20 protein-coding genes, 4 tRNA genes, 2 other RNA genes and 1 pseudogene are annotated in these 20301 nt (G+C 48.4%); 20 read left to right on the top strand and 7 right to left on the bottom strand.

What is annotated here, in order from left to right:
* Positions 1–47 precede the first annotated feature (47 nt).
* Positions 48–1655 (bottom strand): ABC transporter substrate-binding protein, encoded by a 1608-nt coding sequence (locus ABDB91_RS15705; protein WP_347488630.1) that lies wholly within the window; start codon positions 1653–1655, stop codon positions 48–50.
* 205 nt (positions 1656–1860) lie between these two features.
* Between ABDB91_RS15705 and ABDB91_RS15700 the strand changes: the two genes are divergently transcribed.
* A complete protein-coding gene (locus tag ABDB91_RS15700) occupies positions 1861–2715 on the top strand; it encodes a TIM barrel protein (RefSeq protein ID WP_347488629.1) in 855 nt (284 codons plus the stop codon).
* A gap of 323 nt (positions 2716–3038) precedes the next feature.
* Here ABDB91_RS15700 and ABDB91_RS15695 read toward each other — a convergent pair whose 3' ends face one another.
* Entirely contained in the window at positions 3039–3512 is a 474-nt protein-coding gene (locus ABDB91_RS15695; RefSeq protein WP_347488628.1) for a general stress protein, read from the bottom strand.
* A 177-nt stretch (positions 3513–3689) separates the two neighbouring features.
* Between ABDB91_RS15695 and ABDB91_RS15690 the strand changes: the two genes are divergently transcribed.
* The 9 genes and pseudogenes from ABDB91_RS15690 (at position 3690) to ABDB91_RS15650 (ending at position 8568) form a co-directional block, all read left to right on the top strand.
* The gene (locus ABDB91_RS15690; RefSeq protein WP_347488627.1) at positions 3690–4148 is read left to right on the top strand and encodes an arginine decarboxylase, pyruvoyl-dependent; all 459 of its coding nucleotides are present in this window, start codon (positions 3690–3692) and stop codon (positions 4146–4148) included.
* A gap of 19 nt (positions 4149–4167) precedes the next feature.
* Positions 4168–5004 (top strand): polyamine aminopropyltransferase, encoded by an 837-nt coding sequence (gene speE, locus ABDB91_RS15685; protein ID WP_347488626.1) that lies wholly within the window; start codon positions 4168–4170, stop codon positions 5002–5004.
* A 52-nt stretch (positions 5005–5056) separates the two neighbouring features.
* Positions 5057–5923 carry an agmatinase gene (gene speB, locus ABDB91_RS15680; RefSeq protein WP_347488625.1) on the top strand — a complete coding sequence of 289 codons (867 nt, stop codon included), beginning with the start codon at positions 5057–5059 and terminating at the stop codon, positions 5921–5923.
* A gap of 110 nt (positions 5924–6033) precedes the next feature.
* Positions 6034–6110 (top strand) — tRNA-Asp (locus ABDB91_RS15675).
* A 6-nt stretch (positions 6111–6116) separates the two neighbouring features.
* Positions 6117–6192: transfer RNA gene (locus ABDB91_RS15670), tRNA-Phe, on the top strand.
* 3 nt (positions 6193–6195) lie between these two features.
* Positions 6196–6270: transfer RNA gene (locus ABDB91_RS15665), tRNA-Gly, on the top strand.
* 236 nt (positions 6271–6506) lie between these two features.
* A complete protein-coding gene (locus ABDB91_RS15660) occupies positions 6507–6782 on the top strand; it encodes a type II toxin-antitoxin system RelB/DinJ family antitoxin (protein ID WP_347488624.1) in 276 nt (91 codons plus the stop codon).
* Positions 6775–7043, top strand: a pseudogene (locus ABDB91_RS15655) (Txe/YoeB family addiction module toxin). Before ABDB91_RS15660 ends, ABDB91_RS15655 begins: the two are co-directional and overlap by 8 nt.
* Before the next feature lie 196 nt (positions 7044–7239).
* Positions 7240–8568 carry a S8 family peptidase gene (locus tag ABDB91_RS15650; protein ID WP_347488623.1) on the top strand — a complete coding sequence of 443 codons (1329 nt, stop codon included), beginning with the start codon at positions 7240–7242 and terminating at the stop codon, positions 8566–8568.
* Between the two features lie 102 nt (positions 8569–8670).
* On the opposite strand, the gene ABDB91_RS15645 is transcribed toward ABDB91_RS15650, so the two are convergent.
* Positions 8671–8745 (bottom strand) — tRNA-Cys (locus tag ABDB91_RS15645).
* A 519-nt stretch (positions 8746–9264) separates the two neighbouring features.
* Here ABDB91_RS15645 and ABDB91_RS15640 point away from each other — a divergent pair.
* The 4 genes from ABDB91_RS15640 to ABDB91_RS15625 all read left to right on the top strand — a co-directional run bounded on the left by ABDB91_RS15640 (position 9265) and on the right by ABDB91_RS15625 (position 12191).
* The gene (locus ABDB91_RS15640; protein WP_347488622.1) at positions 9265–9675 is read left to right on the top strand and encodes a molybdenum cofactor biosynthesis protein MoaE; all 411 of its coding nucleotides are present in this window, start codon (positions 9265–9267) and stop codon (positions 9673–9675) included.
* Between the two features lie 237 nt (positions 9676–9912).
* Positions 9913–10389, top strand: coding sequence for a LysM domain-containing protein (locus ABDB91_RS15635; protein ID WP_347488621.1), 477 nt, complete (start codon positions 9913–9915; stop codon positions 10387–10389).
* Between the two features lie 110 nt (positions 10390–10499).
* Positions 10500–11663 (top strand): class I SAM-dependent RNA methyltransferase, encoded by a 1164-nt coding sequence (locus tag ABDB91_RS15630; RefSeq protein ID WP_347488620.1) that lies wholly within the window; start codon positions 10500–10502, stop codon positions 11661–11663.
* Positions 11664–11759: 96 nt separating this feature from the next.
* Positions 11760–12191 (top strand): peptidylprolyl isomerase, encoded by a 432-nt coding sequence (locus ABDB91_RS15625; RefSeq protein ID WP_347488619.1) that lies wholly within the window; start codon positions 11760–11762, stop codon positions 12189–12191.
* Positions 12192–12277: 86 nt separating this feature from the next.
* Here ABDB91_RS15625 and ABDB91_RS15620 read toward each other — a convergent pair whose 3' ends face one another.
* A complete protein-coding gene (locus ABDB91_RS15620) occupies positions 12278–12565 on the bottom strand; it encodes a hypothetical protein (protein WP_347488618.1) in 288 nt (95 codons plus the stop codon).
* Positions 12566–12642: 77 nt separating this feature from the next.
* Between ABDB91_RS15620 and ABDB91_RS15615 the strand changes: the two genes are divergently transcribed.
* Both ABDB91_RS15615 and ABDB91_RS15610 read left to right on the top strand, forming a co-directional pair.
* The gene (locus tag ABDB91_RS15615) at positions 12643–13233 is read left to right on the top strand and encodes a hypothetical protein (RefSeq protein ID WP_347488617.1); all 591 of its coding nucleotides are present in this window, start codon (positions 12643–12645) and stop codon (positions 13231–13233) included.
* A 567-nt stretch (positions 13234–13800) separates the two neighbouring features.
* On the top strand, positions 13801–14064 hold the full coding sequence (locus tag ABDB91_RS15610; protein WP_347488616.1) for a hypothetical protein: 264 nt from the start codon (positions 13801–13803) through the stop codon (positions 14062–14064).
* A 77-nt stretch (positions 14065–14141) separates the two neighbouring features.
* On the opposite strand, the gene ABDB91_RS15605 is transcribed toward ABDB91_RS15610, so the two are convergent.
* The 3 genes from ABDB91_RS15605 to ABDB91_RS15595 form a co-directional block, all read right to left on the bottom strand.
* Positions 14142–14288 (bottom strand): hypothetical protein, encoded by a 147-nt coding sequence (locus ABDB91_RS15605; RefSeq protein WP_347488615.1) that lies wholly within the window; start codon positions 14286–14288, stop codon positions 14142–14144.
* A 21-nt stretch (positions 14289–14309) separates the two neighbouring features.
* Positions 14310–15173, bottom strand: a complete 864-nt coding sequence (locus ABDB91_RS15600) for a Gmad2 immunoglobulin-like domain-containing protein (RefSeq protein ID WP_347488614.1) — start codon at positions 15171–15173, stop codon at positions 14310–14312.
* A gap of 288 nt (positions 15174–15461) precedes the next feature.
* A complete protein-coding gene (locus ABDB91_RS15595; protein WP_347488613.1) occupies positions 15462–15623 on the bottom strand; it encodes a hypothetical protein in 162 nt (53 codons plus the stop codon).
* Between the two features lie 192 nt (positions 15624–15815).
* Here ABDB91_RS15595 and rnpB point away from each other — a divergent pair.
* From rnpB to ABDB91_RS15575, 4 genes are all read left to right on the top strand, one after another.
* Positions 15816–16159: RNase P RNA component class B (gene rnpB, locus ABDB91_RS15590), an RNA gene on the top strand.
* Positions 16160–16301: 142 nt separating this feature from the next.
* Positions 16302–16482: non-coding RNA, 6S RNA (gene ssrS, locus ABDB91_RS15585), on the top strand.
* A complete protein-coding gene (locus ABDB91_RS15580) occupies positions 16472–16624 on the top strand; it encodes a hypothetical protein (protein WP_347488612.1) in 153 nt (50 codons plus the stop codon). Before ssrS ends, ABDB91_RS15580 begins: the two co-directional genes overlap by 11 nt.
* Entirely contained in the window at positions 16584–20177 is a 3594-nt protein-coding gene (locus ABDB91_RS15575; protein WP_347488611.1) for a PD-(D/E)XK nuclease family protein, read from the top strand. The genes ABDB91_RS15580 and ABDB91_RS15575 overlap by 41 nt, the downstream gene beginning before the upstream one ends.
* Positions 20178–20301: the final 124 nt, after the last annotated feature.

The raw sequence follows: 20301 nt of genomic DNA, 5'->3' as shown, positions 1-20301 counted from the left end.
ATTCTACTAATATTTAAGGAAGTTAATGGAATATCCTTAGTAAGCTGCTAATCTTTTATGATTCCGCACAATAATGGCCAGTCCGTAGGGCTTAATAAAAATCCCTGTACCCGGGGGGAGGTGGCTGAGTAATGAAGGCTGTGATTAAGCGTCAGCCATGGTACATCCCGGTTGATTATCTGTTGTGCCTGGCGATAGAATTGCTGCCTGGTATCCGGATCAGCGGTGTGGCGGCCGCTTAGCAGCATTGTTTCCAACTCTTCGTTTTGATAACGGGTGAGATTTAATCCATTTTTTACTTGATTCTCCGCCAGCAGAGTGTATAGAAAATTATCCGGGTCACCGTTGTCGCTGATCCAACCATATAAGAAGGCATTCCCTTCCCGGCGGCTTAGAGCTTGCTTAAATTGCTGCCAGGGGTAGGCCTGCACTTTTACGGTTATTCCATGTTCGGCCAGTGATTTGGCCAGCGCTTCGGCCAGAATCTGGCCACCTCCGGGGCTGTAAGGCCGTTTATCGGTATAAGTAATTAAAGTAAAAGAAAGCCCGTTGGTATATCCCGCTTCCCGCAGCAGTTGAGCAGCCTTATCGGGCGCGCAGTCGATCTGAGTTATATTAGGGTCGTAGCCAAGCACTGCGGGCGGCAATGGACCAAGAGCCGGGCGTGTCTCCTGAGGCCAGAGCTTTTCTAAAATCTCCCGGTGATCCAGTGACGATGCTATGGCTCTGCGCACGGCCGGTTGATTAAATGGCCGGCGATCGGTATAAAAGCCCAGGTAGCCTATATCCAGACCGGTGGCCCGCAGCACCGGATAACCTTTAAAACGCAACCCGGCTGTTTGGGCAAAGGTTAGATCAAGGGCAATATCAATATGGCCGTCCAGCAGCATTTGCACTCTCTGATCAGTATCGGGTACGCTTAAGAATGATATTTCCTCTATTGCCGGCGGGGTGTTCCAGTAATCGTGGTTGGCCTTTAAGATTTGGCCGCCGTTTTTTTCCCCGGCATAGATGAATGGTCCGGTGCCCGCCGGGTGGCTGCTTAACTTATCACGGGGCAGGCGTGACACCGCCGGGCTGACTATCGGAGCCGCCATGGGTATGGCCAGGTTATTTAAAAACGGTGCGTAAGGATATTTTAGGTGAAACTCGATGGAATGTTGGTCAATAACCTTTACTTTCTCCAGCGGCGCATATACAAAATCAGCGTAAGTGGTGGTTCCGCCGGATTGGTTGGTTAATTGCCTTTGCACGCTGTACTGTACGGCCGAGGCGTCCAGCGCGACACCGTCATGAAAGCTAACGTTTTGGCGCAGATAAAACGTATAGGTCAGCCCGTCTTCAGACAGTTTCCATGATTCGGCCAGGCAGGGCTCGATTTTGGCGGTGCCTGGTTTAAACCGCACCAGCCCTTCAAATATATTGGAAATTAATCGTATTGATCCGGTATCGGTGGCGGCTGCCGGGTCTAGTGTGGATACGGTGTGTTCTTGGGCAATTGTAATATGCTTATTATTAGATCCTGTGGTGTCATTGCCATCCGCACTCCGTCCCGTGGCGGGACCTCCCCGGTCCGGCAGTTTGGACTGGATAAGTACAGCCAGTATTAACAGGCCAAGAAGGGTGGCAACGAGCAGCTTTAAAGGCTTTATCATGTTCATCATCCCCTGTGTTTAATTTCCTCAATAAAGACATAATATATAATTACTGTAAATTTATAGAATTTCCTTTATTGTTTAGTAAATATGCGGTGTTTATTTCGCCGGCAGAGCAGGCTTGAGGAAAGGGGGGATAGATGTGGTAAAATGATCTTTGGGGTTATTAACTTATTTATGTCGGAATTAAGAAGGGAACGGTAATATGCAACAAATGCGTTTCGGTCCGGCGGGAAATGCCGATTCTTTTTACGAGGCGGGTTTTAAGTCGTCGCTGGATATGCCCGGGTGGCTCGCCGGCATGGGGCTTAATGCTTATGAATATCAGTGTGTCCGGGGAGTGCATATAAAACAGGAAACGGCAAGTAAATTAGGTGAAGCGGCCAGGGTTCATAAGATTGCTTTAAGCATACACGCGCCTTACTATATCAGCCTGGGAGCCACAGACCGGGTAATCAGGGAAAAAACCCGTAAGCACTTTATGGACGCGCTGCGAGCCGCTAATTGGATGGGGGCCCGAATCGTGGTTATGCACCCGGGCGGCAAGGTGGGAAATGATCGGCCGGCCGCATTGCTTCGGGCTAAAGAACATCTGGCGGAATTGTTGGACATAGCTCAGGCAGATGGCTTTGGTGATATAACGGTAGCACCGGAGACAATGGGCAAACCGGCCCAGCTGGGTAACCTGGATGAGATTCTGGAACTGTGCACTGTAGGTAAAGGGGTCGTGCCGACGGTTGATTTCGGTCATTTGCATGCTGCTGGGGCGGGTGCTTTAACCGACGTGGCGGCTTTTAACGCGGTACTGGATAAAATTGAGGCGGCGCTGGGCGCTGAGGCGGTAAAAAACTTGCATATGCATTTTAGTCCCATAGAATTTACCCGGGCGGGGGAACGCCGACACCGCACCACACTGGATGAAGGGTACGGCCCGGATTTTGCACATTTGGCCCGACTGATCCGGGCAAGGAACATGACCCCGACGGTAATCTGTGAATCCGCCGGGCGGCAGGCCGAAGATGCGTTGATTTACCGGCGGATTTACGAAGCCATGGTTTGATATCCTTATAAATTTTAAGTTGGAGAATTGGATAATCCTGTTGGATTGGAAAAGGAGTTGTTGCACAACGGACTAATAGTTCATAGTGCGGCAGCCTTTTGCAAAGATACCGGATTATTATCGGAATAATTGGCTGCATCCGGGAAAGGGAGTGTCGCTCACTACTCCAAGAAAGTGTTTTGCGACACTCCCTCTGATCAAATTACTAAAACTCCCGCTTGTTATATAGGCGGGAGTTTTAGTTCGGATGGGGTAGAATCTCCTTCTAAAGCACCGATGTTCAGCTTTAGCTGAACGATTTCGCTAAGACGCAAGCTTTACATTTAGTGGGTTTCGACATCCTGCGCACCTGAGCGTCTTAGTATGTCGGCGGCTTCGTTGATGCGGTTGTCATCGGCACGGATGGAGACTAAAACGTTACCCTGTTTAACTCTATCTTCATAAAACTGGCTGCGCTCCCGGGGGATGCCCCAGTCTACCAGACCGCCGGCAACACCGCCGGTGGCGGCGCCGGAGAGCAGCCCGGCAATAGGGCCGGCGGCGATCAGCGGTCCAATGCCCGGGATGGCCAGCGCTCCGGCGCCTACCGCAAGCCCGGCCAGACCGCCCAGTACTCCGCCGGTAGTGGCACCGTCTGTGACACCATCGGTGCCCATAGTGGTATACTGGTTTTTCTCCCTGTTTTGCTCGTCTCTGGCTACAATGGATATGTCTTTCTCAAACCCCTTTTGGCGCAGTTCGGCCACTGCTTTTTCCGCTGCATCCCGGTTGGGGAAAGTGCTTAATACTGTTTTCATAATTTTAAAAACCTCCTTTTACCAATATTCTTTTTTAATGTGTCAAATTGTTTGGAGTTTTATGCATAGACGTTAAAAATAACGTTAAATGTAGAATAATAGAGTTTATTTTTTTTCAGGGTTTGATATAATAAATTTTGTTATTTTGCAAAATAAGTATTGGAAGGGGCTATGACCATGTTACCTACCCCAAAAAAGTTTTTTTTGACAGCTGCCGCCGCAGAAGGTTACAACGAACTAACCGCTTTTGACAATGCCTTGCTGGCAGGCAAAATTGGCAATATTAATTTGCTTAAAGTTAGCAGCATATTGCCCCCGGCCGCGGAATATGATCCCGATTTGATTATTCCCCCCGGTTCGCTGGTGCCAACCGCTTACGGTTTTATTTGCAGTGAAGTGCCCGGCGAATTGATTGCCGCTGCGGTGGGAGTGGGTTTTTCCGCGGACACCTTTGGCGTGATTATGGAATTTGCCGGACGCTGCAGCCGTGATGAGGCAGCGGCCAAAATTGAAGCCATGCTCCGGGAGGCCTTTGCATCGCGGGGTATGGAGTTAAAGGATATGAAAATCGCTGCCGCGGAACACCGCGTGGAAAAAGTGGGCTGTGCGCTGGCAGCCGTACCTATGTACTATTAATGGCTCAGGAGGGATACAATTGGAGGTATGGTTTACCGAAGATCAAACTAAACATTTGCGGATTGGCTGCCGGGTGCGTGAGGTGCTATTCAGCGGCCAGTCACCTTTTCAAAAAGTAGCGGTTTTAGATACCGTGGAATTTGGGCGCATGCTTACCCTGGATAATGTTATCCAGACCAATATAAAGGATGAATTTGTTTATCACGAAATGATTACTCATGTAGGGCTAAACACTCATCCCAATCCTAAAAAAGTATTGGTCATTGGTGGCGGTGACGGAGGCGCAGTGCGGGAAATCGTCAAGCACAAGGACATTGAGAAAGTCGTACATGTGGAAATTGACCAGATGGTCATTGACGTAGCGAAAAAATTCTTTCCCGAATTAAGCTCGGGCTTTAATGATCCCCGGGTGGAAATATTGGTTGCTGACGGCATTAAACATGTTAAAGAGAACAAAGGCGTCTATGACATGATAATTGTTGACTCTACCGATCCGGTAGGCCCGGCGGTGGGTCTTTTCAGTGAAGATTTTTACCGCAGTGTATTCGAGGCTTTGACTGATGACGGGTTGTTTGTAGCTCAGACCGAATCGCCGTTTTTTAACGGCGGGCTGATCACCCAGGTAACTGCCACTATTAGCGGCATATTCCCTGTGACCAGGCTGTTTTGGGCTGTGGTGCCCACCTATCCGGGCGGCTACTGGACATTTACCATGGGTTCCAAAAAACATGACCCGCTGGTGGCGGATGTGGACAAGGAAAGAATAGCGGCATTTAAAACCAAATGGTATTCGCCCGAGGTGCATCGTGCCGCTTTCGTGCTGCAGCCATTTGTAAAGGAATTGTTGCCGCGCTGATGGTTCGGGTGTTCTATAATCTCAGGTACTGATACTGTCAGGAGTGTGGGCGATGCACGAGTTTTTGGAAAACTGCAGCGGGTTTATGGGGGCCGGTTCTGATTACCGGGCGGCCCGGTTGGTGTTGGTGGGCATGCCCATGGATTTCACCGTTAGCTTCAGGCCGGGCACCCGCTCGGGTCCCCGGCGCATTCGGGAGGTTTCCATAGGTTTGGAGGAATACAGCCCGTACCAGCAGCGGGACTTAAAAGATTACTGTTACTATGATGCCGGTGATGTTGTGCTGCCTTTCGGGCATGTGTCCCAGAGCCTGAAACGTCTGGAGGATGTTGTTGGCAAACTATTGGCGGATGACAAATTTCCGCTGGTTTTGGGCGGCGAGCATCTGATTACCCTGGCACCGGTTAAACGCATGGTCCAAAAATTTCCGGACTTGGCCGTGCTGCATTTTGACGCCCATGCCGACTTGCGCATGGACTACCTGGGGGAGAGTATGTCCCATGCTACGGTAATGCGCCGGGTGGCGGAGGTGGTGGGCAGTCACAACGTTTACCAGTTCGGCATCCGCTCCGGTACTGCCGATGAATTTGCTTACGGGCGTGAGAACACCGGATTCTATCCTTTTGAAATACTAACTCCGCTGAAGCAAACGATGGACCGGCTGCGCGGAAGACCGGTTTATATTACCCTGGATATTGATGTGGTGGATCCCGCCTTTGCCCCGGGTACGGGTACGCCTGAGCCGGGCGGGTGCAGTGCCGCGGAAATAATGGCGGCGCTGCATATGCTGGAGGACTTAAATGTGGTAGGCATGGATTTGGTGGAAGTCTGCCCCGTCTATGACCAATCCGATCGCACTGCTTTGCTGGCGGCTAAGCTGGTGCGGGAAGCAATTTTACTTTTTGGCAGTGATAAATAATTAAAATGAGTCGTCTGAAAAAAATTCATTTGACACGAAAGCATTTTTTTTGTATACTTAGGAATGTCGACGGATCGGGGCTTTTAAGAAAACCGGTTCGGGGCAAGTGCGGAGCTGTGGTGTAGCGGTCTAACATGTCGGCCTGTCACGCCGAAGATCGCGGGTTCGATTCCCGTCAGCTCCGCCAATATAAGCCACGGTAGCTCAGTCGGTAGAGCAGAGGACTGAAAATCCTCGTGTCGCTGGTTCGATTCCGGCCCGTGGCACCATGTGCGGAAGTAGCTCAGTGGTAGAGCATCGCCTTGCCAAGGCGAGGGTCGCGGGTTCGAATCCCGTCTTCCGCTCCAAGTTATAAGCTATATTTTTGTTGGTAATAAGCCAACGAGAACGTAGCTTTTTTCATATTTATAATAGTATTTGAAGTTGCGGCAGCTGAAAAAAACCAAGGCTAAATTGAAGATATGGTTGTAGATAATTCATAATACTTGATTAAAAATGACGTTGTGTTGAAAATGTAAATATTTATATCGGTAATCGAGGATGATTTTGTATATAATAAAAGTACGAAAGGAGTGCTTTTGAAGTGGCAAATGTAAATATTCGTGTTGATGATAATTTAAAAAAGAAAGCTGAAGAAATTTTTACGGAACTTGGTTTGTCTATGTCTGCCGCAACAAATGTTTTTTATAAGCAAGTAGTTAGATACGGCGGTATTCCATTTGATTTGCGTATATCCGACCCATTTTATTCTGCTGAGAATCAGGCTCGTTTACAAAAGTCCATCAGTGATTATGAAACTGGAAAAAGTAAGCCAATTGTAAAAACGATGACCGAATTAGAGGAAATGGCCAATGAGTAATCTGGTGTTCCTGCCAGAAGGTTGGGAAGATTATGTTTATTGGCAGGGACAGGACAAAAAGTGTTGCGCAGAATAAATCAGCTTTTACAGGACATTTCACGAAATGCTTTTGAGGGTTTGGGAAAGCCGGAGCCATTGCGGGGCAATATGACCGGGTGGTGGAGCAGACGTATTGATGATACGAACCGCCTGATATATCGTGTACAAGGCAACAATAATATTGAAATTGCTCAATGCCGTGGACATTATAACGATAAGTAATGGTCGGGCAAAAGACCTTACCCAACCCTTTTCATATGGTAGGTCTCCTCCCATAGACGCCGGGCACACCTCCGGGCGGGTCCGGCGGTGTGCCGTTTTCTTGCTGCTTTAGGGGCCCGGTGCTCTGTTGAAACAGTAACGTATTTCCCCGTGTTGGAATAACATGTTAATTAATTGCTTATGGGAGGTTTTAATCATGTTATTGCAGCAGGTCAAATGGATACGGGAGAACAGGCTCAAGATGTGCGCCAATTTAAAGAAAAGGCTGGTGGCCGATTATAAGCCTGTTAGATATGTACCGTGTTTTTTGCAAGGATTGGTGCGCAAATTAAAGAGAAAGTGGCATAAACATAAGGTTATCATCCAGCTTGACCCCTTGCTGAGGGATAATGTCGGACTGCAAACATTATCCAACATGCTGGGGATTAAAGTTAAAAAAGAGCTGAATATTATTAACGCAGTGTCGGCGAAACTTAGCGTGGAGCGATTGGAACAAATAGTACAGCATATGTCCGTAGTTAAGATCTGGTATGACTACGAGGTAAGGGCGCTTTTAAACATAGCATCCCCCGCGGTGGAAGCCCCGGAATTATGGCAATCTCCGGACGGAGCGAAATACACCGGAGCCGGAGTAACGGTGGCGGTGATAGATACCGGAATATACCCGCATCCGGATGTAATGGATAGAATTGTTTTTTTTAAGGATTTTGTTAAAAATGCAACGGCAGCGTATGACGATAACGGTCATGGTACCCATGTGGCAGGTTGTGCCGCCGGGGATGGCGGCCGCTCCGATGGTAAATTTCGTGGTCCGGCGCCGGGGGCGGGTTTGGTGGGCCTCAAGGTGTTGGATAAATACGGGGCGGGCAGTTTATCCACGGTTATTGAGGCTGTGCAGTGGTGTCGAGATAATCATGTCCAGTATAATATTAAAGTAGTTAATCTATCCCTGGGGAGTTCCGCACTGCAATCCTATAAGGAGGACCCTCTATGCTTGGCGGTGGAAGAACTTTGGCGGTCGGGTGTAGTGGTCTGCGCTGCCGCGGGTAACGACGGGCCTGCCGAAAACACTGTCGGCACTCCTGGGATTGACCCGGTAATCATAACAGTGGGGGCATCCGATGATTATAATACCACCGATATAAGCGATGATGATATAGCTGACTTCTCCAGTCGGGGTCCCACCGTAGATGGGCTTGCCAAACCAGACCTGTTGACGCCGGGCGTTAATATTATTTCCTTGCGGGCACCCGATTCGCAGTTGGATAAGAAAGACAGTGTATCCCGGTATGACAATGACTATACCGTTCTTTCCGGTACTTCCATGGCCACGCCTATCTGCTGCGGGGTAGTGGCTCTGCTGTTGGAAGCCCAACCCGATCTTATTCCGGATCAGGTCAAGGAACGGCTGATTAGTTCGTGCCGTTCATTAGGTGAATACTCCGCCAACGAACAGGGGGCCGGCTTGGTGGATGCAGGGGCGGCGGCACAAGCAGCATTTGCCGGGCAGTCCGGAATAATATAATGGGTAATTAAAAGGATGCGTTAACGCATCCTTTACCTCTTTACCAAGGCACTAAAAAACAAAAAAGCCAAGGATTAATTCCTCAGCTTTCCTTTGAAAAACTGGAGGCGACACCCAGATTTGAACTGGGGGATGAAGGATTTGCAGTCCTCTGCCTTACCACTTGGCTATGTCGCCATATTAACTTATTTGCCGCACCGCAGTATTAATATTAACAAATTACCACCAGTCAGTCAAGGGGGTAATTCCCACCAAGCACAACTAATTGAACGGTACAATAACCCACCCATTGCAAAAAGAAAATAAGGCCTAAAGCCGGTCTTTATGTTTTAAAAAGTAAACTCTTGATGCACTGGATCTTAGACTGGAAATCGTATCGACAAAACAGCATAAGGAATAATTTTTATGTGAATTATTCCTTATGCTCCTCGGGTTTTTGTGCTCTATTGCTCCATAATGCCGGGTTTACAGGTCTAACTCAAGTAATGAGTGGCATAATAGTAATGAATCTATAATCTATTAAAAATTACGTACCAATACCAGCATTCTATCAAAACCCACGGAGAGAATGGTTCTCCCCGAAAGACTAAAAATGAAATATGATGTATAACATGCAAATGTTATGAAGGTATGGAATTGGACTGCGTGGAAACTTGTGTGCATAAACCGCAATTATTTTAAGGAGTGTATTGAGTTATGATTAATGAAAAAATGAAAAAAATATCACCATCTATTGATGAATGGCTCAAAGAAGCAAAAGCGGATCCAATGGCTTTACAGGAAGGGATGTTTTTAGTCCATAACGGTGTTGTGCGTCAGACGCCCAAAGCTAAAGTCCGCCAGGGGCTTGATGATGGTTCGTTGGTAAAAGGAATGGAATTTGCCTATGACGCGGTGAAAGTAGATGCGGCGATTGCGGAAACTTATAAAATGGATGGCGTTTTTTACGTTAAAGTCTGGCTTAATGAAGGCCGGCTTGAGGTTGGTGACGACATAATGTATGTACTGATAGGCGGCGATATTAGACCACATGTTATAGATGCCCTGCAATTCCTGGTTGAAAAAATCAAAACTAAATGTGTTACGGAAATAGAGCAAAAATTATAATTTACATTAGGTTATCCGGCGGTCGATCCGTTGCCTAACGAGATATTTCAACTCATCTTGGCTGTCCCTAAGCAGTTTAAATACTCTGGATGACAGTTGTATTTAATATGGGGATAATGTAACGGAGTCTTGGAATGCTATCGGTTATATAACTTTGCAAGGGTTGTTGAACAAGAATTGTTGGGTAATGGGCGCTATGTTATAATATGCTATATAATGAATATGTGAGGGAATGTTATGAAACCTGCCGATTATGAAGGCAAATCTGTTAGAGAGATAGAGAAGCAAATTAGTAATGGAAAAGGTGTATTGGGGTGGAGGGTTCGTATAGTCCATATTCTGCTCGCGCTTCTATTTATACTGCTGGGCTATGGCGGAGCCAGTTTAATTTTACATAATGAAATAGATCGCCTGGTTGCGGATAATACCACAATGAAAATTAAAAATGGCGTTCTTAAAGAAGATAATGCCTCGCTTAAGAAACAATTAAACGACAACCAAAGAGTTAATCAACCGATTTCGGTTATCTATCATGATGTAAAGAAAAATGATACCCTGGGCAGTATTTGCGTGAGATATTACGGTACCGGCAGTTATGCGTCGCACTTGGCTAAATTAAATGGTTTAACTGTAAAAACTACTCTTCAAGTAGGTCAGATAATTAAAGTGCCCAAAGAACCGGATGCGTCTTGGAAAAAAAACGGTGAAAATTAATTTGCCTTTTTCCCGGCCACAAACAGTTAAAAATAAGCAGGTGAATCCACAAATATCGGGAATACTAAATTATTCAAAACTAAATATTATAGTCTAAAAGGTGGATTCAAGTGGATAATGTCGAACTAATCGCTACGGCTACTTTTGGTTTGGAGGCGCTTGTCGCGCAGGAAGTTAAAAATTTAGGTTATCAAAAGGTAACAGTGGAAAATGGCAGGGTTACCTTTAACGCGGATTTGTCCGCTGTCTGTCGGGCCAACTTATGGCTGCGCACGGCGGACAGGGTGCGCCTGAAGGTTGGTGAATTTAAGGCTGCTACTTTTGACGAACTCTTTGAAAAAACCAGGGCGTTGCCCTGGCCCGAACTAATACCTGGTGACGCCCGGTTTCCTGTGGAAGGCAAATCCGTTAAGTCTACCCTGTTTAGCGTATCTGACTGTCAGGCTATTGTAAAAAAAGCAGTTGTTGAGAGCATGAAGCAAAAATATAAACAGTCATGGTTTTCCGAACAGGGACCGCTATATAAGATTGAGGTGGCTTTATTGAAAGATATCGCCACCCTGACCATTGATACAAGCGGTGCCGGGTTACATAAAAGGGGTTACCGGGAACTGGCCAGTCAGGCACCTCTTAAAGAAACACTGGCTGCGGCGTTAATAATATTATCGCACTGGCATCCGGACACTGTTTTAATGGATCCCTGCTGTGGTTCCGGCACTATCCCTATTGAAGCGGCGCTGATCGGCCAAAATATTGCGCCGGGGATGAATCGGGAATTTGTTTCCGAGAGCTGGCCCACCATACCAAGGGAATTGTGGCGACAGGCCAGAAAAGAGACTCATGATCTTGCCCGTTATAACCTGTCTCTGGATATCGTGGGCACGGATATAGATAATGATGTTTTAAGGCTGGCGCGTCAAAATGCCGACGAGGCGGGGGTGGAAGAGCAGATTCACTTCCAGCGCCTGCCGGTTGCCGATGTGCGATCAAGTAAAAAATACGGCAAGATTATTTGTAATCCGCCTTATGGCGAACGATTGGGGGAACAGCGGGAAGTGGAACGGCTGTACAGGGAAATGGGGCAGGTCTTTAGCCGGCTGGATACCTGGTCTTTTTACATGCTGGCCGCTCATCCGCAATTTGAAAGGTTGTTTGGCAGGCAGGCCACTAAGAAAAGAAAGCTCTACAACGGCAATATAAAAGTGGATTATTACCAGTATTACGGTCCCCGGCCACCCAAAAAAGCAAGAAATGATTTTAACTTAAAGGATTAAATGTAAGTTTATCCTGATTATATGGCGGGGTAGTGATATGAAAACAATAGTATTAGTGTATAATAGGGATTGGATAAAATTATGAGGAGTGATAAAGTGGCAACGCAGCAAGTACTCATCAGTACTGACAAAGGAAACATTAAATTGGAATTATACCCGGAAAAAATGCCTGTGACGGTAGAAAATTTTCTAAAATTAACTAATGATGGTTTTTATAACGGGCTGGCCTTTCATCGGGTGGAGCACTGGGTGGTTCAGGGTGGCGACCCAAAAGGCAACGGCACCGGAGGACCGGGCTGGACAATAAAGCTTGAGACTCACCCTGATTTGCCAAACGTGCGGGGCGCGGTGGCCATGGCCAGATCGGCGCACCCCGATTCCGCCGGCTCGCAATTCTACATATTGAAGGAAGATGCCGACTGGTTGGACGGGCAGTACGCGGTTTTCGGGATAGTTGCGGAAGGTATGGATATAGTCGATAAATTGGATATTGATGATAAAATGAATGAGGTAAAAGTAGCGGGTTAAATGAAAAGTCTTCAAGTAACGAGTTATCTCCGCTTAAATACAAAAGTCCGGGGCGTTGCCGCCGGCTTTTGTATTGCTTTTGTATATCACAGTATTTTGGTAACCAGGGTGATGACCAGACCGGCCACGGCTATAAACGTGCTGACTGAAAGTTTTACATTCCACTGGACAGCCCTGTCCACTTTCCCGCTCATGGCGTCAAGACGTTGGTGCAGAGAAAGGTATTCCTGATGACGTTCTCTGTTGCTTGCTAAAATTTTGATCATATTACGCTCCAGGTTCTCATTTATTTTGTGTTCAATGGAATTTAAATGCTGGCGTAAATCACTAAGCTCACTCTCAAGTTTTTCCAGATATTTTTTTTCCCAATCCATTCCTATCACCTGTTGATATAGATTATAAATAGTATATGCATAAAAAACCACCCGGGGAACCGAAAGGAGTCCATAAAATGCGTTCAAAATTATTAGTAATATTTTTAGTGTTGGTTCTGGCTTGTACCGGATGTGCTCTAAAGGGGAGTCAGACCGGTCAAACCGGGACGGATGAACAGAAAAAAGCCGATGACAAAGCCGCCGGGGATACGGTGGAAGTGGTTGACGTGGTGCCGGGACAGAACAGTAATCCGGTGTTAACGCCGGGTGATCACGGGGAGAATCTCGATGGCATTAAACAAACACTGACCGTACTTATAGACAGCCTGATTTTAAATGATATGCAAGACGTCGGCAATTGCCTGCACGGTTTGGATGAAGGCGGCAGTGCAGTTACTGTGGAGGAATTGCAAAAGGAAATGGCACAGCTGCATCCCGTACAGTGGTCGGTGGTTAATTATCAATTGGTAGGGGAGCGGGGGGCTTTAGTAACACTGTCTTATACCATGCCTGACGGTACAGTGCGCGAAGCTGCATCCTTTAGTATGCAAAATGAAGAGTCGTTATGGACGGTGCACTACAACTCTTTTGCTGATTCCATTCATAATATAGCTCGTCATGTTATTAAAAAAACCGATACTCCTACCGATACTCCTATTGATAATTAAACGTTCGCATATAGCGGGCGTACTAATTAAACCTAATTAAACCGGGAATAGGGCTAAAAGGCCGGTTGGGTTGGTGATGGGGAGGTGTTTGTCATGGGGAAGACACGGTGTTGTCGTAATAATGACAGAGTCCTAACGCTTTTTGTGGCAGAATTTTAACTAAGGTTATTCCTGGTTTAACATATACCTCTTTTCCCAACCCCCCAAACGCGGGGGTTTATTTTTGTCTAAGTTATGGGGTTGTGTTTTCTTTTGCTGCTGAAAGGTGAATTTATGTTTGATATGGCAATATTATTTGGTGATGCTGCGTACCGGGTATAAAAAAGAACAACTGTGTAATACTATAGATACTGCAGTGAGCAGTAACCAGCCTCCTAAATCTCTCTCAGCAATCCCGTCGCTTTTAGACGGGTATTTTTTTGCCCGCGCAAAAGGATTGTTGAAATTAGTATAAGCTGGCGCGGCATTGTGATAATTGGCCTTTAAGGTCTTGTCGCCAGTTTGATTGTGCTGCAGGATTTTTTGCCGATAAGGGGAAGTGTATGTATAAAGGGGGTTGGTGGCCTGTTGATGGAAAAAGGTAATAAATTGCAGCAGCCGATACGCATTACGCTGGCCATTGCTATGTGGGCTTTAATATTGTGGGTGTTGACACTTAATATCCCCTCGTTTTTGCCGATAGCCCGGGCCATATTTATTGTGTTTGTGATTCCCAGCGGCTTGGTGGAATGGCTTAAATATAAGGGGTTGGTGGGAAAAAGCAGATCAATGATGGTAAAAATAGCATTCATGGTTGCGGCGGCACTGATTTGGTATTGGGGTTACCGTTAAATAATATCGCCTGCGGCAAGCTTAACCGGGCATCATATCTTTGATGCCCGGTTGGGATGTTATTCGATGAGCCGGACTTATTTTGTCAATATCATATACGTTCCGGCCGCTGCTGCGAATGCCACGGCCATGCTTATTACTACCCAGGTGAGGTCTTTTTTTATTCTTTTGGTCAATACGTCGGCATCTTTTGCTTCTGTAGGATAATTAACCGTTTTTGACATATTAATTCACACCTCCTGTTGTTATGGCCACTGTAACGGAATAGCTACTTTATCTTGAATACTGCCGTCACTCGGATTTGTTCGGTAAACCTCCAGCACTCCTTCGCCGTCTGAGGGCGGGTCAAATTTGATACTCATTTCAAAGTCGCCTCGCTCCGGAGCCGCCGCGGCAGCCGTAGCTTGAGTTTCGGCCAGTATTTCACCGTTGTCGTTCAGCAATCTGGCCTTGACCAGCCCCTCGGATACTCTGGCGCTGCCTCTAACCAATAAAGGCACACTACTTACTTGATGGGGCGAGGGATGGGTAACCCAAATGGCGGGTTCGTAAACCATGGAGTAATCTTGTTTAAACGGTTGCTCGTAAAGGCCTACATGTCCCCACCAGTCTTGTGCCCGCCCGTCGGCACGTCCATTCACCTGAAAAGCTACCTTTTCTATATTGGGCAAATCAGTTAAGGTATTTACAATGCTTTGAATTGCCAATTGTTCACCATCGGATCCCACATTGGGATTGTTCAGTACTTCCTTGGAGAAATTTACTGTAGCGAGACCTTTTTCAATGTCAATTCCCAGGACTTTGGTGCCGGGCGGAAGAACGCTGTTTTTATCCTTAATTAATTCTTGCATGGCTGCTTGGGCAACTGGTTTGGTCTGAGGGACGGTATGTACCTCTCTGACTATGTAGGCCCCTTCAGGAGTATATTTCACTAAATAGACAGGCAAGTTAATGTCCGGTGTCTGGCTTTGTACTTTTGCAGTTTTATCCAATTTGTTAGCATTATTTTTCTGTTCCGGCTGTTCATTGGGGTCTGAACAGCCGGTGCTTAGGATTAGCAAAAATAAAACCAGCAGTTTCACCAGCGGTTGTTTGCTAAGTGAATGCATGTTTCACCGTTCCTTTCCTATGGACAATCAACTTTAGTATACCACTTATAGCTTTACTTTTCCATAAATAATAAATTTCAAAAATAGCATTAAGGATGCTAAAACAACCTTTATATGTAGTTTTTGCCGTTATTTATCCGCTAAAGGCATTGCATAAAGTAAAAGAAGCCCCGGTAAGAACGCAGGGCTTTTCTATGCTATAGCTTATATAATATTATTTGTATGCTGCTTTGGCGGACCTTCGTTATTATGAAGCGATCCTTGAGTTCCCTGCCGGTTGTTGTCTTATCAGTCGTAGGGTATATATTTATGGTGCTCGGTTACTTTGCCGGTTGAGAAATATTCAAGGTTTGCCATTGCCTTTTTGATGGAATTGGCAGATATACCGGCAAAAACTCCGATAACGGCCATTATGCCCATGCCAATGTAAAATGGTGTCCAGTTATCCATGGATATTTTTCCCCCTCTCCACATCATAAAATATATAAAACTGTTTTTCTAAATGTATCATTTAAGTGACCGGTTAGTCAATGTTTGTCTGTGAGGTAATTGACGGTTGGCTAATGTGGCACACATTACATTTGCGTACAGGCGGTAATTAGTTTATAATTACATAATGTGACCATTGAACAAAAATCGGAGTATGATGGGCAGTCGCTGCCGAACGGTCATAACCGGGCGGTAGAGGAAAGTCGAGACACGCACACCGAATGACCGAAAGGCATTGGGTGTAGTATGGTGCCCGGCGCAAGCCGGGGCAGGGCGACCTGACGACGGCCAAAGGAGCCCAACGGGTTCTGAGTAGCTGTAAAGTGCCACAGAAACCAAGTCACCGGGTAACCGGTGAGTGCAAGGGTAAACTCCGCCGGCGTGCAACCCAAATAGGCAGCCCTTGAGCTGCGGGTAGGGGCACCCCCGACAGGGGGAGGTGAACCGCAAGGTTTGCCTAGATAGATGACTGCTTAAACAGAATCTCGCTTACAGTCATACTCCGATTTTTAAATATAAGCACGGGCCTGGCTTTTGTTATATTGCCCGGCCCACTGTTTAATTTAAGGCATGGTAAAGTTGGACCATGTCTTTTAAAAAAGTCAATATTGATTTAATTAAATTTTTATGAGATTATAATGTTACCTACTCGGTGCGTGACCCCTTGTTTTTTTAACCTACACATGTATTTCGGGAGCAACTGATCCGGTTGCCTATGTCAGGCCGTCATGGGCGGAAGACAGACGCAATTGGTCGGGCACCCACCTGGGAGAGGTGGGTTGATAAAAAAACTGGTGGGTGACGGCCCGGTGGGAAAGACAGTTTTGATGGCCTTCGCAGTTTATGCGGGGGCCTTTGATTTTTCAGGCGCCATAGGCTATGGCGGTAATTCCGACTGGGATTTCCAAGGGGGCCGAAGGTTTGTATTTAAGGTTGATAACGGGCCGGGCGGGGGTCGGTAAGACAACTCTTTGCTTGCGGGAAGTCGGGCAAGAACTGCGGCGGCAGCCGCTGGGTACGCCTTTAATCATGCTGGTGCCCGAGCAGGCTTCTTTCCAAACTGAGCATGCTTTGACCCGGATCACCGGCGAGGGTGGTTTTATGCGCGCCCAGGTGCTGGGCTTTAACCGCCTGGCCCACCGGGTACTGCAGGAGGCGGGCGGGGTTACCCGGCTGCCCCTGGGGGAAATGGGCAAGCGTATGGTTTTGCGGCGTCTCTTGGAAAGAAGGCTTGACGAACTGCGCGTGTTCGGTCGGGCAGTTCGTCTGCCCGGTTTCGTGGACAAGCTGGCCCGGGCGCTGGGCGAAATGAAAACCTACCAGGTAGACGCGGACGACCTGAACCGCTGTTTGGACGGGCTGGAGAAAACAGGGAACGCCGGTCTATTGGCGGATAAACTAAGCGATTTGCAGCTGATATTTTCTGACTATACATATTTTTTACAAGATCGGTTCAGCGATCCCGATGATTACCTGGCTCTGGCGGCGGAAAAGGTACAGTTTTCCCACTGGCTGAGCCGGGCCAATATTTGGGTAGATGGGTTCACCGGCTTTACTCCTCTGGAATATACCATGCTTAAAGCACTGCTTAAGCATACTCGCGGTATAAATGTGACCTTGTGTTTGCATTCCGGCCCGACAGATCGGATAATGTCCGAAACCGACCCCTTTTACCCGGTATGGGAGACATACAATGAACTGCTGAATGTGGCTGAAAAGGAAATGCTGCCGGTACGCCATGTGTTCCTTGGGGCGGATGGAGCACCGCCCCGGTTTGTTTCTCCGCAGCTGTCTTATCTGGAGGCGGCTTTGTTTGATCACCGTATGGCAGCCTTTGCTATTGCTGTAAAGGATCGGACAGTTGTTTCAACCCATTCGTATGGTGAGAATAATGTTTTCGATAATGTGGCTGCCGCTGATGGGCAGGCCATGGCTGCCAGTACGTCGATGTCCGCGGCTATGACGGAGCCCGGTGTCAGCATAATGGCGGCCGCTGACCGCCGGGCCGAGGCGGAGGGCATGGCCCGGGAAATCATCCGCTTGTGTCGCGATGGGGATTATCGCTGGCGGGATATAATCGTACTGTTGCGAGATGTGGATTTATATGCCGGACTCATTGAAGCAGTCTTTACCGATTATGGAATTCCTTTTTTTCTGGATCACAAGCGTACGGTACTACACCATCCTTTGGCGGAGCTTATCCGGGCCGCCCTGGAGACAGTAGTTGGGAATTGGCCGTTTGACCCCGTGTTTCGTTATCTAAAAACCGATCTTGTCCCGGTGAGCCGTGAGGAAGTGGATTTGTTGGAAAACTATGTATTGGCGCACGGCATTCGGGGCAGCCGCTGGTATGACGGTAAGCCCTGGACATATCGCCGCCGGTTAAGTCTGGAAGATGATGTTGATGCTTCAGAACAGGAAAAACAGGCTTTAGAGCAAATAAACGGCATCCGGGCCGCTGCTGCGGCCGCCCTGGCGGATTTTGGCCGGGTTGTACAGGATGTTGTGACAGTAGCGGACTATACCGGGGCGCTGTATGCTTTGCTTTTGCAGCTGGGGGTGCCGGAGCAGCTGGAACATTGGGCTGAACTGGATCGGGAAGAAGGCCGGCTGGAGGAAGCCCGGGAACATGACCAGATTTGGGGGGACCTGGTAACTTTGCTGGACGAGGTGGTGGAGGCGCTGGGTGAGGAAGAACTATCCTTAAGCCAGTACACCGTTGTTATAGAGGCCGGCCTGGCCGCCATGCGTCTTGGTTTGATTCCTCCGGGCCTTGACCAGGTGGTGGTGGGTTCGCTGGACCGCTCCCGCAGTCCCCGGGTACGGGCTGCGTTTATACCCGGCGTCAACGATGGCGTGTTGCCCGCCAGGCTATCCGAACAGGGCATTTTTACCGAAATTGAGCGGGAACGACTGCAGAAAATTGGACTGCCGCTGGCCCCGGGGGTGCGGCGGCGGGTATTTGATGAACAATACATAGTTTACCAGGCTCTCACCCGGGCTTCAGAACAGTTGATGATATCTTACCCTCTGGCCGACGGGGAGGGCCGGGCGCTGCGTCCTTCGCCGCTGGTCCACCGGGTGCGGGAAATTTTTCCTCACCTGGTGGCGGGCATGTGGTCGCAGGAACCGGGGACCGATCAAAATGATTACACATTTATATCCCATCCCGGACGCTGTCTTACCCATCTGGCCGGGCGTTTGCGCGATGCCGGGGCCGGACGGCACATAGATCCGCTGTGGTGGGATGTATACAACTGGTTTATCCGGAACAGTCAGAATCCCTTGTTCCCCCGGATTATCGGAAGCCTGTTTTATAACAATCGGGAAGGCCGGCTGCCTCGCTCATTAACCCGGCGGCTATACGGCCGTCCACTAAAGACAGGGGTGTCCGGCTTGGAAAAATTTCGTTCCTGCCCCTTTGCCCATTTTTTATCATACGGGCTGCGGTTGAAGGACAGGGCTGTATTTCGGCTGCAGGCACCGGATACGGGACAGTTTTTCCATGCTGCCCTCAAACTGTTTGCCCAGCGGCTGCAAGATGACGGTCTGGATTGGGGTGACTTGGAAGCTGGCCGGTGCCGGGAATTGGCCGGTGAGGTGGTGGATGCCCTGGCTCCGCGCCTGCAAAGTGAAATACTGCTTAGTTCCGCCCGGCATCGCTACCTGACAGGCAGGCTAAAACGCATTGTGCAGCGTTCGGCGCTGGTGCTGACAGAACATGCCCGGCGCGGACGCTTTCGGCCCGTGGGGCTGGAACTGTCATTCGGTCCCGGGGGAGAGCTGCCCGGCGTGGTGTTTACCCTGCCCGGCGGCGAAGAGATGCTGCTCACCGGTCGTATTGACCGCCTGGATGCGGCGCGGCACGCGGGTACGCTCTACCTGCGGGTGATTGATTATAAATCCGGTGTAACCACTATCAAGCTGAGCGAAATCTGGCACGGTCTCAAATTGCAATTGCTTACTTATCTGGAGGTGGCCTTGGTTTATTCCCGGAAACTGCTGGGCGACCAGGGCTTGCCCGGCGCCGTGCTGTATTTTCGCATTGCCGAGCCGCTGCTGCAAACGGACGGCACGCCGCTGGCGGACGGGGAAACAGAGCGGCTGCTGCTTAAAGAGCTGAAAATGAAGGGCCTGCTGCTGGCCGAGCCTGTACTGGTGCAGTTGATGGACGGTCTGGCCGGATCCGGCTCGGATCTTTTGCCGGTAAGCATGAAAAAGGACGGTGCTTTTTCCGCTCACTCCGCGGTATTAGACCATGAACAGTTTGCCTTGCTGCGGGCTTATCTGCGGCACCAGCTGCTCAGCGCGGGTGATGATATCATGGCCGGGATCAAGGATATCAGCCCCTATCGACAGGGTGAGTTTCGTTACTGCCGTTATTGTTCCTATAAGCCGGTATGTCAGTTTGACTTGCTGCTGCCGGGCAATGCCTTTAGGATTATCACACCGGAAAAGGATATCCTCATTTGGCAGCGTATTAAGGAACAGCTGGGGTGCGATAAAGACACGTAAAAGTTATCGCCGGGTTCCTTCCTGGCTGCATATGGACTTTAATCGCGTTATATACGACGGGAAAATGGGTTAACAAACCATCTGGCATGGCAATCGAAACTGTTATCAGGGAGGTGGCGGATGA

It is taken from the genome of Desulfoscipio sp. XC116, assembly GCF_039851975.1.
In the GTDB taxonomy this organism is placed as follows: domain Bacteria; phylum Bacillota; class Desulfotomaculia; order Desulfotomaculales; family Desulfallaceae; genus Sporotomaculum.
This window is presented reverse-complemented; position numbering and strand designations above follow the sequence as displayed.

Excerpts from the sequence above, each read along its gene's own strand:
- ABDB91_RS15705 (WP_347488630.1), bottom strand. The coding sequence starts at position 1,655 with ATGATAAAGCCTTTAAAGCTGCTCGTTGCCACCCTTCTTGGCCTGTTA.
- ABDB91_RS15700 (WP_347488629.1), top strand. The coding sequence starts at position 1,861 with ATGCAACAAATGCGTTTCGGTCCGGCGGGAAATGCCGATTCTTTTTAC.
- ABDB91_RS15695 (WP_347488628.1), bottom strand. The coding sequence starts at position 3,512 with ATGAAAACAGTATTAAGCACTTTCCCCAACCGGGATGCAGCGGAAAAA.
- ABDB91_RS15690 (WP_347488627.1), top strand. The coding sequence starts at position 3,690 with ATGTTACCTACCCCAAAAAAGTTTTTTTTGACAGCTGCCGCCGCAGAA.
- speB (WP_347488625.1), top strand. The coding sequence starts at position 5,057 with ATGCACGAGTTTTTGGAAAACTGCAGCGGGTTTATGGGGGCCGGTTCT.
- ABDB91_RS15650 (WP_347488623.1), top strand. The coding sequence starts at position 7,240 with ATGTTATTGCAGCAGGTCAAATGGATACGGGAGAACAGGCTCAAGATG.
- ABDB91_RS15640 (WP_347488622.1), top strand. The coding sequence starts at position 9,265 with ATGATTAATGAAAAAATGAAAAAAATATCACCATCTATTGATGAATGG.
- ABDB91_RS15635 (WP_347488621.1), top strand. The coding sequence starts at position 9,913 with ATGAAACCTGCCGATTATGAAGGCAAATCTGTTAGAGAGATAGAGAAG.
- ABDB91_RS15620 (WP_347488618.1), bottom strand. The coding sequence starts at position 12,565 with ATGGATTGGGAAAAAAAATATCTGGAAAAACTTGAGAGTGAGCTTAGT.
- ABDB91_RS15615 (WP_347488617.1), top strand. The coding sequence starts at position 12,643 with ATGCGTTCAAAATTATTAGTAATATTTTTAGTGTTGGTTCTGGCTTGT.
- ABDB91_RS15605 (WP_347488615.1), bottom strand. The coding sequence starts at position 14,288 with ATGTCAAAAACGGTTAATTATCCTACAGAAGCAAAAGATGCCGACGTA.
- ABDB91_RS15600 (WP_347488614.1), bottom strand. The coding sequence starts at position 15,173 with ATGCATTCACTTAGCAAACAACCGCTGGTGAAACTGCTGGTTTTATTT.
- ABDB91_RS15595 (WP_347488613.1), bottom strand. The coding sequence starts at position 15,623 with ATGGATAACTGGACACCATTTTACATTGGCATGGGCATAATGGCCGTT.